At 73.1% G+C, this 13,902-nt stretch carries 10 protein-coding genes; 4 read left to right on the top strand and 6 right to left on the bottom strand.

The window, feature by feature from the left end:
• The first annotated feature begins 42 nt into the window (after positions 1-42).
• Entirely contained in the window at positions 43-1,425 is a 1,383-nt protein-coding gene (gene bioA / locus VK640_10585; GenBank protein ID HTE73631.1) for an adenosylmethionine--8-amino-7-oxononanoate transaminase, read from the top strand.
• Positions 1,422-2,567 (top strand): 8-amino-7-oxononanoate synthase, encoded by a 1,146-nt coding sequence (locus VK640_10580; protein ID HTE73630.1) that lies wholly within the window; start codon positions 1,422-1,424, stop codon positions 2,565-2,567. Before bioA ends, VK640_10580 begins: the two co-directional genes overlap by 4 nt.
• Here VK640_10580 and VK640_10575 read toward each other — a convergent pair.
• Both VK640_10575 and VK640_10570 read right to left on the bottom strand, forming a co-directional pair.
• A complete protein-coding gene (locus VK640_10575) occupies positions 2,557-7,467 on the bottom strand; it encodes an NAD-glutamate dehydrogenase (GenBank protein ID HTE73629.1) in 4,911 nt (1,636 codons plus the stop codon). The genes VK640_10580 and VK640_10575 overlap by 11 nt on opposite strands.
• 86 nt (positions 7,468-7,553) lie before the next feature.
• The gene (locus VK640_10570) at positions 7,554-8,378 is read right to left on the bottom strand and encodes a tryptophan 2,3-dioxygenase family protein (protein HTE73628.1); all 825 of its coding nucleotides are present in this window, start codon (positions 8,376-8,378) and stop codon (positions 7,554-7,556) included.
• A gap of 42 nt (positions 8,379-8,420) precedes the next feature.
• On the opposite strand from VK640_10570, the gene VK640_10565 reads away from it, so the two are divergent.
• Entirely contained in the window at positions 8,421-8,933 is a 513-nt protein-coding gene (locus VK640_10565; GenBank protein ID HTE73627.1) for a DUF402 domain-containing protein, read from the top strand.
• A gap of 38 nt (positions 8,934-8,971) precedes the next feature.
• Here VK640_10565 and pruA read toward each other — a convergent pair whose 3' ends face one another.
• The 4 genes from pruA to VK640_10545 are packed head-to-tail and all read right to left on the bottom strand — an operon-like array spanning position 8,972 to position 13,520.
• On the bottom strand, positions 8,972-10,597 hold the full coding sequence (gene pruA, locus VK640_10560) for an L-glutamate gamma-semialdehyde dehydrogenase (protein HTE73626.1): 1,626 nt from the start codon (positions 10,595-10,597) through the stop codon (positions 8,972-8,974).
• A gap of 47 nt (positions 10,598-10,644) precedes the next feature.
• Positions 10,645-11,139 (bottom strand): hypothetical protein, encoded by a 495-nt coding sequence (locus VK640_10555; protein HTE73625.1) that lies wholly within the window; start codon positions 11,137-11,139, stop codon positions 10,645-10,647.
• Positions 11,140-12,126, bottom strand: coding sequence for a patatin-like phospholipase family protein (locus VK640_10550; GenBank protein ID HTE73624.1), 987 nt, complete (start codon positions 12,124-12,126; stop codon positions 11,140-11,142). It lies immediately after the preceding gene.
• Positions 12,126-13,520 (bottom strand): wax ester/triacylglycerol synthase family O-acyltransferase, encoded by a 1,395-nt coding sequence (locus VK640_10545; GenBank protein HTE73623.1) that lies wholly within the window; start codon positions 13,518-13,520, stop codon positions 12,126-12,128. The genes VK640_10550 and VK640_10545 overlap by 1 nt, the downstream gene beginning before the upstream one ends.
• 58 nt (positions 13,521-13,578) lie before the next feature.
• Between VK640_10545 and VK640_10540 the strand changes: the two genes are divergently transcribed.
• Positions 13,579-13,902, top strand: a 324-nt coding sequence (locus tag VK640_10540) for a hypothetical protein (protein HTE73622.1), incomplete at its 3' end; no start/stop codon positions are given.

Here is a 13,902-nt window from a genome sequence, read left to right as displayed (position 1 = left end):
CCGAGCCTAGGTGGCTGCGGGCTCACGCCTACAGTTCCGGCAATGACTGCTGGGACGGCACCGAGCGCTTCGGGGGCACCGACGGCATCGAGGACACCAGGGGCACCGGGGAGGACCGACGACCTGGTGCGCCGGGACCTGCGCGCGCTGTGGCACCCGTTCACCCAGCACTCGGTCTGGCCCGACGACCAGCCGATCGTCGTCGACCGGGCCGAAGGCATGCACCTCTGGGACACCGACGGCAACCGCTACCTCGACGGCGTGTCCTCGCTGTGGGTCACGGTGCACGGCCACCGGGTGCCCGAGATCGACGCGGCGGTGCGGGCCCAGCTCGAGCGCCTCGACCACGCGACCTTCCTCGGCCTGACCCACGAGCCCGGCATCGAGCTGGCGGAGCGCTTGCTCGCCACGGCGCCCGAGGGACTGACCCGGGTGTTCTTCGCCGGCGACGGCTCGTCGGCGGTGGAAGCGGCGCTGAAGATGGCCTTCCAGGCCGGCGCGCAGAGCGCAGGTGGCCGGCCGCGACCGCTCTACCTGCACGTCGCCGAGGGCTACCACGGCGACACGATCGGGGCGGTGAGCGTCGGCGGCGTCGAGCTGTTCCATGCGACGTACCGCCCGATCCTGCTCGAGACCCGCTTGGTCTCCTCGCCCGGCGTGCTCGCCGACGGGCAGTCGCGTGCCGACAGGGCGGCGCAGGTGCTCGCCGAGATGGCCGCGGCCCTGGAGCGGGCCGACGGCCAGGTGTGCGCCGTCGTCGTCGAGCCGCTGGTGCAGGCGGCCGGCGGCATGCTCACACACGACCCGGCGTTCGTCCGCGGCGTGCGGGAGCTGTGCGACCGCCACGGCGCCCTGATGGTCGTCGACGAGGTGGCCACCGGCATCGGCCGCACGGGCACGATGTGGGCCGTCGAGCAGGCGGGGGTCTCGCCCGACCTGCTCACCTGTGGCAAGGGCCTGACCGGGGGCTACCTGCCCTTGTCGGCGGTCCTGGCCCGCGAGGAGGTCTACGAGGCGTTCCTCGGGGCGCCCGCGCAGGCGCGCACGTTCTTCCACGGGCACTCCTACACGGCCAACCCGCTGTGCTGCGCTGCCGCCATCGCCAACCTGGACCTGATGGCCCAGCGGGGTACCGTGGAGCACGCGGCGCGGGTCGGCGAGCGGATCGGCGAGCTGACCGCGGGACTCGCCGATCACGACGGGGTGCGTGAGGTCCGCCGCGTCGGCACGATGACCGGCATCGAGGTCCAGCCGGTCGGCGAGCGCACGGGGTTCGCGGTCTGCCAGGCCGCGCGCCGGCGGGGCGTGTGGGTGCGCCCTCTCGGCGACGTGGTCGTGCTGATGCCTCCGCTCGCGATCGAGGAGGACGACCTGCAGACGCTGTGCGGCGTCGTCGAGGGAAGCATCCGGGAGGTCTTCGGATGACGGAGCCGCCCGGGCTGGCCCACCTGCACAGGCTCGCTGCCGACCGGGAGCGGCGCGGCATGCGGCGGGTGCTACGGCCGCGATCGGCCGACGACGAGGTGCTGGACCTCGCCTCCAACGACTACCTCGGGCTGGCCCGCGACCCCCGGGTCGCCGGCGCCGCGGCCCAGGCGGCCCGCCGCTGGGGCGCCGGGTCGACGGGCTCGCGGCTGGTGACCGGCAGCACCGACCTGCACGCCCGGCTGGAGGCCGACCTGGCCGGCTTCGTCGGCGCCGAGGCCGGTCTGGTCTTCTCCTCCGGCTACCTGGCCAACCTGGGCGCGCTCACCGCGCTGGCCGGGCCCGGCGCGCTCGTGGTGTCGGACGCCCTCAACCACGCGTCGGTGGTCGACGCCTGCCGCCTGTCGAGGGCGGCGGTCGAGGTGGTGCCCCATCGGGACGTGGCAGCGGTCGGGCGGGTGCTCGCGCGGCGTACGCCGGGACCTGCCGTGGTCGTCACCGACGCGGTGTTCAGCGTCGACGGCGGTCTGGCGCCGCTCGCCGAGCTGCACGCCGTCGCCCGCCGGCACGGCGCACTGCTCGTCGTGGACGAGGCGCACGCCCTGGGCGTGGTCGGCGACGAAGGCCGGGGCGCTGCGCACTCTGCGGGCCTCGCCGGACAGCCCGACGTGGTGCTCACCGTGACGCTGAGCAAGTCGCTCGGCGCGCAGGGCGGTGCGGTGCTCGGGCCGGTCATCGTCGTCGAGCACCTGGTCAACACGGCACGGCCGTTCATCTTCGACACCGGGCTCGCGCCGGCCTCCGTCGCCGGTGCGGGCGCTGCGCTCGAGGTGCTGCGGGCCGAGCCCTCCCTCGCCAAGGCGGTGCGCTCCCGGGCGACCGGGCTGTCGGCGGACCTGCTCGCCGCCGGTCTGCGGGCGACCGTGCCGGACGCCGCGGTGGTGTCGGTCCTGGTGGGCGGCCCGGGCCCGGCGGCGGACGCGGCGGCGCGCCTGCTCGCGGATGGGGTGCGGGTCGGCTGCTTCCGGCCGCCTTCGGTGCCCGACGGCGTCTCGCGGCTGCGCCTCACGGCGCGCGCCGACCTGACCGACGGCGAGGCCGCGCGCGCGGTCGCGGCAGTCGCGGGAGCGGTCAGGTCCTGAGCAGCGTGCGGATCGTCCGCAGGGCGACCGAGAGCGACGCGAGGTCGAAGTGGTCGGTCGCGATGATCTCGCCGAGCGTGGCTTGCGCTCGAGCGACGCCTTCGCTGTTGGCCTGCTCCCAGGCGGCGATCCGCACCGCCGGCTGGTCGGCGGACGACGTGGAGGTGAGGACGTTGGACGTGAGGCCGGCGAGCGCGGCGTAGAGGTCGTAGCGCAGTGCCGACCGGGCGAGGGCGGTCCAGCGGTCGTCGCGCGGGAGAAGCGTGATGCGGGTGAGCATGCGGTCGACCTCGATGCCCTCGGAGATCGCGAAGTAGACCGCGGCGACCTCCTCGGCCGGCACCTTCTCGGCCGTCGCGATCTCGACGATGTCGAGCAGCGAGAACGTGTCGAGCAGGGCGGCCGCGCGGCGGGCCAGGTCGTCCGGGACGCCGAGCCCGGTGAACTCGTCGGTCCGCATCAGCAGCCGCTCCTGCTCGGCCCCGATGAGCAGGTCCGGCACCCGGCCGACCAGCGCCGCGACGTCGGGCCCGAAGTGCTCGACCTCGCCGCGCACGTCGATGGTGGCCCGCCGGCTCTGCACCAGCCAGCGGGTGCAGCGGTCGAGCAGTCGCCGTGCCTCGAGGTAGAGCATGGACTGGACGTCGGTCGGCAGCTGGTTGTCCAGCTCGCGCACCGCGGCCCAGAAGGCGTCGAGGTCGAAGACCTCGCGGACCACCGAGTAGGCCTTGACGATCTCGATCGGGCTGGCGCCGGTCTCCTCCAGGGCGCGGAACACGAAGGTCATGCCCGCGTGGTTGACCAGGTCGTTGACCACCCAGGTGGACACGAGCTCGCGGCGCAGCGGGTGGCTGTCGAGCCGGTCGGCGAAGTCGCGCACGATCCGGTGCGGGAAGTAGCGGCGCAGAGCACCGACGAACCAGGGGTCGTCGGGCAGGTCGGAGTCGAGCACGGTGGCGGTCAGGGTGATCTTGGAATAGGCCGCGAGGACGGCCAGCTCGCTGGACGCGAGCCCCTCGCCCGCAGCCAGCCGGTCGTTGACGACATCACGTGGCGGCAGGAACTCGAGGGCCCGGTCGAGCGCGCCGCGCTGCTCGAGGGACCGGACGAAGCGCTCGTGCACCGAGAGCATCGCCGCGGCCTGCACCCGGGCGTTACCGAGCATCACGTTCTGCTCGTAGTTGTTGTCGAGGACGTGGCGCGCGACGTCGTCGGTCATCTCGGAGAGCACGGCGGGGCGGTCCGCCGGGTCCAGCGCACCGTCGCGCACGGCGTCGTCGAGCAGGATCTTGATGTTGACCTCGTGGTCGGACGTGTCGACGCCGGCGCTGTTGTCGATGGCGTCGGTGTTGATGCGGCCACCCGCCCCCGTGGCGCCGTCGCGGCTGTACTCGATGCGGCCCAGCTGGGTCAGGCCGAGGTTGCCGCCCTCGCCCACCACCATGGCCCGGACCTGGGAGCCGTTGACCCGGATCGCGTCGTTGGCCTTGTCGCCGACGTCGGCGTGGGACTCGGGCGTCGCCTTCACGTAGGTGCCGATGCCGCCGTTCCACAGCAGGTCGACCGGCGCCGCCAGCACCGCCTTCAGCAGCTCGGGCGGGGACAGCCTGGTGACGGCCGCGTCGAGCCCGAGCCGCTCCCGCACCTGGGGACTGATGGGCACCGACTTGACGGTGCGCGCCCACACGCCACCGCCGGCCGATATCAACGACGTGTCGTAGTCAGCCCAGGAGGAGCGCGGCAGGTCGAAGAGCCGACGCCGCTCGGCGAAGGATGCAGCGGCGTCGGGGTCGGGGTCGAGGAACACGTGCCGGTGGTCGAACGCCGCGACCAGCCGGATGTGCTCCGAGAGCAGCATGCCGTTGCCGAACACGTCACCGGACATGTCGCCGATGCCGACGACGGTGAAGTCCTGGGCCTGGGTGTCGACGCCCAGCTCACGGAAGTGGCGCTTGACCGACTCCCAGGCCCCGCGTGCCGTGATGCCCATCACCTTGTGGTCGTAGCCGACCGAGCCACCGGAGGCGAATGCGTCGCCGAGCCAGAAGCCGTAGTCGAGGGCGACCTGGTTGGCGATGTCGGAGAACGTCGCGGTGCCCTTGTCAGCGGCGACCACCAGGTAGGCGTCGTCGCCGTCGTGCCGCACCACCTGCGGCGGCGGCACGACCTCGCGGTGCCCGTCACGCAGGACCAGGTTGTCGGTCACGTCGAGCAGTCCACTGATGAACGTGCGGTAGCAGGCGATGCCCTCGGCGAGGACCGCCTCACGGTCGGTCGGGTCGGCCGGCGGCCGCTTCACCACGAACCCGCCCTTGGCGCCCACCGGCACGATGACCGCGTTCTTGACCATCTGGGCCTTGACCAGCCCGAGCACCTCGGTGCGGAAGTCCTCGCGGCGGTCGGACCAGCGCAGCCCGCCGCGGGCGACCGCACCGAAGCGCAGGTGCACGCCCTCGACCCGGGGGCTGTAGACCCAGATCTCGTAGCGCGGCCGGGGCTGCGGGAGGTCCGGGACCTTGTGCGGGTCCAGCTTGAACGCGACGTACGGCTTCGGGGAGCCGTCGGCGGCGGCCTGGAAGTAGCTGGTCCGCAACGTGGCCCGCACCAGGCCGAGCAGCGAGCGCAGGATTCGGTCCTGGTCGAGGCTCGCCACGGCGTCGAGAGCGCCGTGGATCTCCTCGAGCAGGCCCTCGACGAGGTCCTCGGACGCATCCTGGTGACCCGGGTGGAAGCGGGCCTCGAAGAGCCGGACGAGCAACCGGGAGATGTGCACGTTGGAGACCAGGCACTCCTGGATGTAGGCCTGGCTGAACGTCGAGCCGCCCTGCCGCAGGTACTTGGCGTAGGCCCGCAGAACCATCGCCTGCCGCCAGGTCAGGCCGGCCCGCAGGACCAACGCGTTGAAGCCGTCGCTCTCGGCGTTGCCCGACCACACGGCCGCGAAGGCGTCCTGGAACAGGACCCGGGCGTCGTCGACGGGCAGCTCGCCGGACGGCTGGTAACGCAGCCCGAAGTCGTAGACCCAGGCACGGGTGCGGCCCGGCCGCTGGATCTCGTAGGGCCGCTCGTCGACGACCTCGACGCCCATCTCCTGCAGCCGCGGCAGCACCACTGACAGGGAGACCGGGTCACCGACGTGGAAGAGCTTGAGCCGTCGCTCCCCCTCGGCGGCGTCCTCGGGCACGTAGAGGTTCAGGTCGATGCCGCCGTCGTCGTCGAGGGCCTCGAGCCGGTGCAGATCCTCGACGGCGGCGGTGGCCGGGAGGTCCTCCTTGTAGGCCTCGGGGAAGGCGTCGGAGTAGGTGGCGACGAGCCGGGTCGCCTCCTCCTCGGAGCAGCTCTCCTGCAGCGCGTCGAAGAAGTCGTCGTCCCATGACCGGGTCGCGGCGACCAGGCGGGCCTCGACCTCGGCCGGGTCGACCTCGGCGACCCGCGCGCCCGGCTCGGTCCGGACCACGAAGTGCAGCCGGGCGAGGACCGACTCGGACACCAGCGCGGTGTAGTCGATGCTCGTGCCCTGGAAGGCGTCGAGCAGGATCTCCTCCATCGCGTGCCGCACCTGCGTCGTGTAGCGGTCGCGGGGCAGGTAGACCATGCAGGACATGAAGCGGCCGTAGTCGTCCCGGCGCAGGAAGAGCCGCAGCTGGCGACGCTCCTGCAGGTGAAGGACGCTCGTCACGATCTGCTCGAGGTCGTCGACGGCGATCTGGAACAGCTCGTCGCGCGGGTAGGTCTCGAGGATCTGCAGCAGGTCCTTGCCGGAGTGGCTGTTGGCGGTGAAGCCGCTCCGGGCGAGCACCTCGGCGGCCTTGCGGCGCAGCACCGGGATGCGCTGGATGCTCTCGTTGTAGGCGGCCGAGGTGAACAGGCCGAGGAAGCGGCGCTCGCCGACGACCTCCCCGGCCTCGTCGAACGTCTTGACCGCGACGTAGTCGAGGTAGGCCGGCCGGTGCACGGTGGAGCGGCTGTTGGCCTTGGTGATCACGAGCAGCTGGCGGCGGCGCGCGTGCGCGCTCACCTCCGGCGGCAGCCGACCGGCGTCGCCGTCCTGGCGCTGGTCGGCGCGCAGGATGCCGAGCCCAGTGCCCGGGACGGCGACCAGCCGGTCGCCGGACCCGTCCTCGAGGGCGACCAGCTCGTTCTCCCGGTAGCCCAGGAAGGTGAAGTGCGCGTCGGCCAGCCAGCGGAGCAGCTCGCCCGTCTCGGCGACCTCCTGGGCGGACATGCCGGGCGGCGCGGTGTCGGCGACCTCGTCGGCGACCTGGACGGCGATGCGCTGCATGCGCGGCCAGTCCTCGACCGCCTCGCGGACGTCGCGCAGCACCCGCTCGAGGTCCGCCACCAGCAGGTCACGCTGCTCGTCGTCGGTCTCGCGGTCGATCTCGACCCGCATCCACGACTCGACGACGCCGTCCGTGCAGTCGTCGCGGGCGTCCTCGAGGGACGTGGCGTCGCACACCTCGAGGAGCGTGCCGGCGATGTCGCGCCGCACCACCAGCTGCGGATGGATCACCAGGTGGATCGCCCGACCGTGCCGGCTGAGCTCCGCGGTGACCGAGTCGACGAGGAACGGCATGTCGTCGCTGACGACCTCGACGACCGAGTGCCCCTCGTCCTCGGGAGTGCGTACCCGGACGGAGGCGGTGCCCTGGGGCCTGCTGGCGGCCAGTTCGCGGTGGGCCAGCGGGGCGCCCAGGACGTCCTCCACCCGGCGCCCGACCAGGTCCTCGGGCGCGATGTGCCGGTAGTAGCGGTGCAGGTAGGCCGCCAGGTCCTCGGCCGGGACCGTCACGTCCGGACGCTCCGCGGCGAGCTCGAGGGCCCGGTCGAGCAGCGCCCCCTTGGCGTGCTCGAGGGCCAGCACCCGCTCGGCCTGCCTGTCCTGCCGTACCGCCGACATCGTCGTCGTCGCCCGCCCTTTGCGCTGCCTGTCTGGTCCCCCGACCCTAGCGCCGGGCCGTCACGGCGGTGCCGGAGGTCACGACGTCACAGGTGGGAGCGCAGCTCCCAGAGCAGGGGGAAGTAGTGCAGCCCGAGCCGGCCGCGCAGGTAGGGCGAGCCGCTGGAGCCGCCGGTGCCGGACTTGGTGCCGATCTGGCGCTCGACCATGAGGACGTGCCGGGACCGCCACAGGGCGGCGTTGGCGTCGTGGTCCAGGAGGCGCTCGGCGAGCTCCCACACCTCGCCGTAGGTGCCCCGGTCGCCGGCCACGGTGAGCAGCGAGGCGGTGATCTCCTCGTCGGTGGCCGCCGGCAGGCCGGCGCGACGTACGACGTGGAGGAACGCCTCCCACAGCGACGGCTCGTCGAGCCGGCGCTGCAGCCGCGCCCGCTCCTCGGCCGTCAGGCCGCGGAAGCGGTCGAGGTAGCCGGGATCCTTGGCGCCGGCCAGGAACTCCAGCTCGCGGAACTGCACGCTCTGGAAGCCGCTCGCGGGCGCAAGCCGGTCGCGAAAGACCAGGAAGTCCTGCGGGGTCATGGTCTCGAGGACGGCCACCTGCCGGATCAGGACGTCCTCGATAGCGACCACCCTGGCCAGCAGGTGGCGGGCCCGCCACAGGTCGCCGGAGAACATCTCCTCGCGGGCAGCGGTCAGCTCGTGCAGGAGCTGCTTGAACCACAGCTCGTAGACCTGGTGCACGGTGATGAACAGCAGCTCGTCGTGCGCCGGTGGGTCGGACTCGAGGTGCTGCTGGTCGAGCAGCTCGGCCACCCGCAGGTACGACCCGTAGGTGAGCCGGGCGCCCTCCTCGCCGAAGTGCCGGTCATGGTCGGTGCCGTCTGCGCTGCTGACGTCGGTCTGGTCGCCCACGCGCCGAGGGTAGTGCGGCGCGCCCTGCCTAGGGTTGGTCGCGTGCCGACGGAGGGTGAGCCGATCGACGCCCGCTTCACCAAGTGGGGCGGCGGGCGGCACTGGGAGTTCCCGCTGCGCTGCGTCGGCGTCGACGAGCACGGCGTGTGGGGCGCGGGAGAGGTCGGGACCCGGCTGTGGCGGCCGGGCGCCGGCTTCGTGTCGCAGGTCGGCTGGGTGACCCTCTTCCCGCACGACCGGCCGTGGGCCGCGTCCTTCTACGGGTCGGCGCACCAACAGATCGACACCTACGTCGACATGACCACCGTTCCGGAGTGGTCCGGGTCCAGCGTCTCGATGGTCGATCTCGACCTCGACGTGGTGCTGATGCGTGACGGGTCGCTGCTGCTCGACGACGAGGACGAGTTCGAGCAGCACCGGCGAGACCTCGGCTACCCGGCCGAGGTCGTGGACCTGGCGCGGCGGACCGCCGACGAGGTGCTGGCCGCCGTCTGGGACGGCACCGAGCCCTTCGGGGCGGTCGGCGCCTCGTGGCTGGACCGGGTCTCCGGCTAGTCACCGTCGCGTGGTGCCCGCGACGAACCTGTGGACGCTCAGCCCATGTGGGGATAGGCGTGGTCGGTGGGCGGGACGAGGGTCTCCTTGATCGACCGGGAGCTGGTCCAGCGCATGAGGTTCTGCGGGGCACCTGCCTTGTCGTTGGTCCCGCTCGCCCGGGCGCCACCGAAGGGCTGCTGCCCGACGACCGCGCCGGTCGGCTTGTCGTTGACGTAGAAGTTGCCGGCGGCGAAGCGCAGGAAGTCGCTCGCCGCGGCGACCGCCGCGCGGTCCTGCGCGATGATCGACCCGGTCAGCGCATAGTCCGCGACCGACTCCATCTGGGTCAGCATCGCGTCGTAGTCGCCGTCGTCGTAGACGTGGACGCCGAGGATCGGCCCGAAGTACTCGGCCGTGAAGATCTCGTTGTCCGGGTCGGTCGACTCGAGCACGGTGGGCCGGACGAACCAGCCCTCGCTGTCGTCGCAGGTGCCGCCGGCGATCACGGTCATGCTGTCGTCGCCCTTGGCCCGCTCGAGCGCGGCCTTGTGCTTGCCGAACGCCCGGTCGTCGATGACGGCGCCCATGAAGTTGGACAGGTCGGTGACGTCGCCCATCGTCAGCGAGTCGGTGAGCGCCGCGAGGTCGTCGCGGAGCCTCGACCACAGGCTGCGCGGCACGTAGGCCCGCGAGGCGGCGGAGCACTTCTGGCCCTGGTACTCGAAGGCACCCCGGACCATGGCGGTGCGCAGCACCTCGAGGTCGGCCGAGGGGTGGGCGACGATGAAGTCCTTGCCGCCGGTCTCGCCGACGATGCGCGGGTAAGTCCGGTAGGACGCGATGTTGTCGCCGACCTGTTTCCACAGCCCCTGGAAGACGGCTGTCGAGCCGGTGAAGTGGATGCCGGCGAGGGCCGGGTCGACCATCGCCACGTCGGAGACCGTCTTGCCGTGCCCGGTCACCATGTTGATGACGCCGGGCGGCAGGCCGGCCTCCTCGAGCAGCATCATCAGCAGGTGCGCCGCGTACTGCTGGGTCGGTGCGGGCTTCCATACGACGGTGTTGCCCATGAGCGCGGGCGCCGTAGGCAGGTTGCCGGCGATCGCGGTGAAGTTGAACGGGGTGATCGCGTAGACGAAGCCCTCGAGGGGGCGGTGGTCGGTGCGGTTCCAGATGCCGGGCGAGGAGATCGGCTGCTCGGCGAGGATCTGCCGGGCGAAGTGCACGTTGAAGCGCCAGAAGTCGATGAGCTCGCAGGCCGAGTCGATCTCGGCCTGGATGGCGGTCTTGGACTGGCCGAGCATGGTCGCCGCGTTGAGCGTCGAGCGCCAGGGGCCGGCGAGAAGGTCGGCCGCCCTGAGCAGGATCGCCGCCCGGTCGTCGAACGACAGCGCGCGCCAGCCGGGCGCAGCGGCCGTGGCGGCGTCGACGGCCGCCCGAGCGTCCGCGTGGGTGGCGCCGCGCATCGTGCCGAGCACGTGGTGGCGGTTGTGCGGCTGCACGACGTCGAGCTCGTCTCCGCCCCCGAAGCGCTTCTCGCCGCCGATCGTCATGGTCAGCTCGCGCGGCTCGCTGGCCATCCGCTTGAGGGTCTGCTCGAGGTCGGCGCGCTCGGCGCTGCCAGGGGCGTACTGCCGGACCGGCTCGTTGACGGGGGCGGGGACCTGGGTGACGGCGTCCATGGCCGCCATCGTGCCACTGGGTGCCGCCCGCCGGGAGCCCAGCCCGGTCAGGACTCCAGCTCGACCAGGACCGCGAGCTCCTGCGCGGCGTACCACCCCAGCTCGTGGTCCTCGACGCCGTCGACCACGAACGTGGCGTCGTCGTCGCCGGCGTCCGCGCCGGGCAGGGCCGCGACCGCAGCGCGTACGTCGTCGGCCGCGTCGGGGTGGTCCACCAGGGCGGACTCGACCACGGTCAGGTCCACCGGCCCGTCGACCCGCACGGCTGCGCGGTCCTCGCCGCCCGGGGTCCCGGTGGGGTGCACCCGGCCGTCGGGCAGCTCGGCCGCGAGCACGACCCGGCGTGGCGCGCCGTCGCCGACCAGCCGCAGCGACGCGCGCGCCGCCGCGGAGGTCGCGGCGTACTCCAGCTCCTCGAGGTCGCCCTCCACGTACCACTCGCGCAGCGCCGGGGTGACCGCGTAGCCGGTCCGAGCGTCGAGGCTGCCGCCCGCCAGGGCAGTGGCGAGCCCGGCCATCGTGGTCGGCAGGTAGACCCGCACTCAGACCTTCCGGCCGATGTCGTCGGGCGACGGCTCCGAGAGGGCGGCCCGGCTGGTGCGCAAGGAGGTCTCCAGGACGGCCAGCCGCCGGCGTGGGTCCATCATGTTGGCGCCGATCTCGACGAGGTCCTCGGGCCCCGGCCCTAGCACGGTGACCGAGGTGCCGGCCCGGCTCAGCGTCTGGCACTCGCCGACCAGCCGCCGGGTGACCTGCCGGCGCCACCGGCGCTCCAGGCGGGCCGCCACGGTCCGCGGCCGGTCGGCGACGAACGCAGCCATCGGCGCGAGGACGTAGACCTCGTCCAGCCCCTCGCGGGCGAGCAGGTCGACGCTGGTCGTCGAGAGGGTGCCCCCGTCCACGTAGCGACGCCCGTCGACGAGCACGGGGGCGTACCACCCCGGGATCGCGCACGACGCGGTGACCGCCTCGTCCAGGGCGGCGACCGGTGCGCCCTCGCGGCCGAACGCCACCCGTCGGCCGGTGTCGTAGTCCATGGCGACGATCCAGACCTGACCGCCGCTCGCGGTCTGCGCCCAGGCGCCGTCGGACGCCACCGACCGCACCATCGCGCCCACCTCGGCGAGGGTGCCGGTGCCGGTCGGGGTGAGCGCGGCGAGGACGGCGAGGGGCGGGACGGCGCGCGGCCGGGCGATCGAGCGCCGCAGCAGGGCCGGTGACCCCACGGCCAGCCGAGGCCGGCCGGGGTGGGAGCCGCCCGTCGACTCGTCGTAGCTCCACTCGAGGGCCAGCTCGCGCGGCAGCGGCATGCCCCGCTGGTGGGCGATCAGGTCGTCGACCGTGAGACCGCCGCCGATCAGCGCTGCCAGGACCGAGCCGGCCGACGTACCCACGACGACGTCGGCCTCCGCGGGGTCGAAGCCTTCGACCTCGATCAGCGCCTTCAGCGCCCCGATGGTCCAGGCCGCCCCAAGCACGCCGCCCGCGCCGAGCACCAGCCCGCGCCGCCTGGGTGCCCGACCGCCCATCAGCGGGTCGCCTCCAGCAGCTCGCCGAGCGCGTCGCCGAGGCACTGCGCGAGCACGTCGACGTCGGGCATCGCGTCGCGGTCGGCGTTGAGGCCGTAGAACACCTTCCCGTCGTACGACGTCAGGCCGATGCTCAGGGCCTGCCCCTTGGCCAGCGGGACGACCGGGTAGGCGGCGAGCATCCGCGCCTCGCCGGCGTAGAGCGGCTGCTGGGGGCCGGGCACGTTGGTGACCACCAGGTTGAACCAGCGCTTGGACAGCCCGCTCGCCACCCGGGCGCCGAGGGCGTGCAGGGTCGGCGGGGAGAAGCCGGCCAGCCCCGCCAGCGCCTCGGCGCCGACCGCCTGGCCGGTGTCCTTGTGCGCCTGCATCCGGTAGGAGACCTGGTGCAGCCGCATGACCGGGCTCGGCTCCCCCACCGGGAGGTCGACCAGGTAGCTCGAGACGCGGTTGCCGGTGGGCTGCCCGCCGTCGCCCTCGCTGCGCACGCTGACCGGCACCAGGGCGCGGACCGTGGTCGACGTGGAGACCTTCTCACCTCGGGTCAGCAGCCACGCGCGCATCGCACCGGCGACGGTGGCGAGGACCACGTCGTTGACGGTGCCCCCGTGCGCCTTGCGGATGCGGCGGTGGTCGTCGAGGTCGAACGTGGCCGTCGCGTAGCGCCGCTGCTCGCCGATCACCGCGTTGAGCGGGCTGTCCGGGGCGGACCGCGCCGCGGTGCGCGCGGCGGCGAGCAGGCCGCCGGCCGCCGAGACCGCCCGGCCAAGGGTGTGCTGCACCTCGCCGATCCCGCCGCGGACCGCGTCGATCGCCGCGGTCGGACGGCGGACCGTCTCGGCGACCGCACCGGCCACCAGCTCGACCCACGACGGCTCGGGAGCGGGTCGCCAGGTGTCGGCGGGCGGGTGCCGGCGCGCCGGTGTCGTGTCGAGGATGACCTGGCCGATGTCCACCGCGGCGATGCCGTCGACCATCGCGTGGTGGGTCTTGCTGATGACCGCGAACCGGCCGTCGGACAGTCCCTCGACGAGGTACATCTCCCACAGCGGCCGGGTGCGGTCGAGCGGGCGGCTCTGCACCCGCGCGACGAGCTCGGCCAGCTGCAGGTCGGTGCCCGGTCGCGGCAGTGCGGACCGCCGCACGTGGTAGGAGACGTCGAAGTGCTCGTCGTCGACCCAGACCGGGTTGGCGAGCCGCCCCGGCACCCACCGCACCCGCTGGCGGTAGCGCGGCACGAACGCGATGCGCTGGGAGATCAGCTCGACCAGCTGCTCGAGGTCGAAGCCGTCCGCCGGCTCCCGGAAGACGGCCACGCCGCCGACGTGCATCGGCGTCGTGGGCTCCTCGAAGTAGAGGAACGACACGTCGAGCGGAGTCAGCCGGTCGGCCATCCCTGCATCGTGGCACGTCGGGCCCGTCCGCAGAGGGACTGCATGCCATCCTGGGCGCATGATCCGCCGCGGTTCCTGCCTGCTGGCCGGTCTCGTCCTGGTGCTCGCCCTCGGCGGCTGCGCCTCGGGCGACGACGACCCCGGCGACGCCGGCACGACGGCCAGCGCCTCGGCGACGACCGGTGGCTCGGCATCGTCCAGCCCGGCGACCGAGACCGAGCAGGCGGTGGAGATCAGCGTCGCCGTCACCGACGGCAAGGTCGAGCCGGAGCCGCGGCGGGTCGAGGTCGCGAAGGACAGCCAGGTGCGCCTGATCGTGACCAGCGACGTCGACGACGAGCTGCACGTGCACGGCTACGAGGTCGAGGCCGAGCTCGAGGCC

The sequence above is a fragment of the Actinomycetes bacterium genome (genome assembly GCA_035489715.1).
Taxonomy (GTDB): Bacteria; Actinomycetota; Actinomycetes; order JACCUZ01; family JACCUZ01; genus DATHAP01.
The sequence above is the reverse complement of the archived record's forward strand: the minus strand, read 5'-3'. Positions and strand labels throughout refer to the sequence as shown.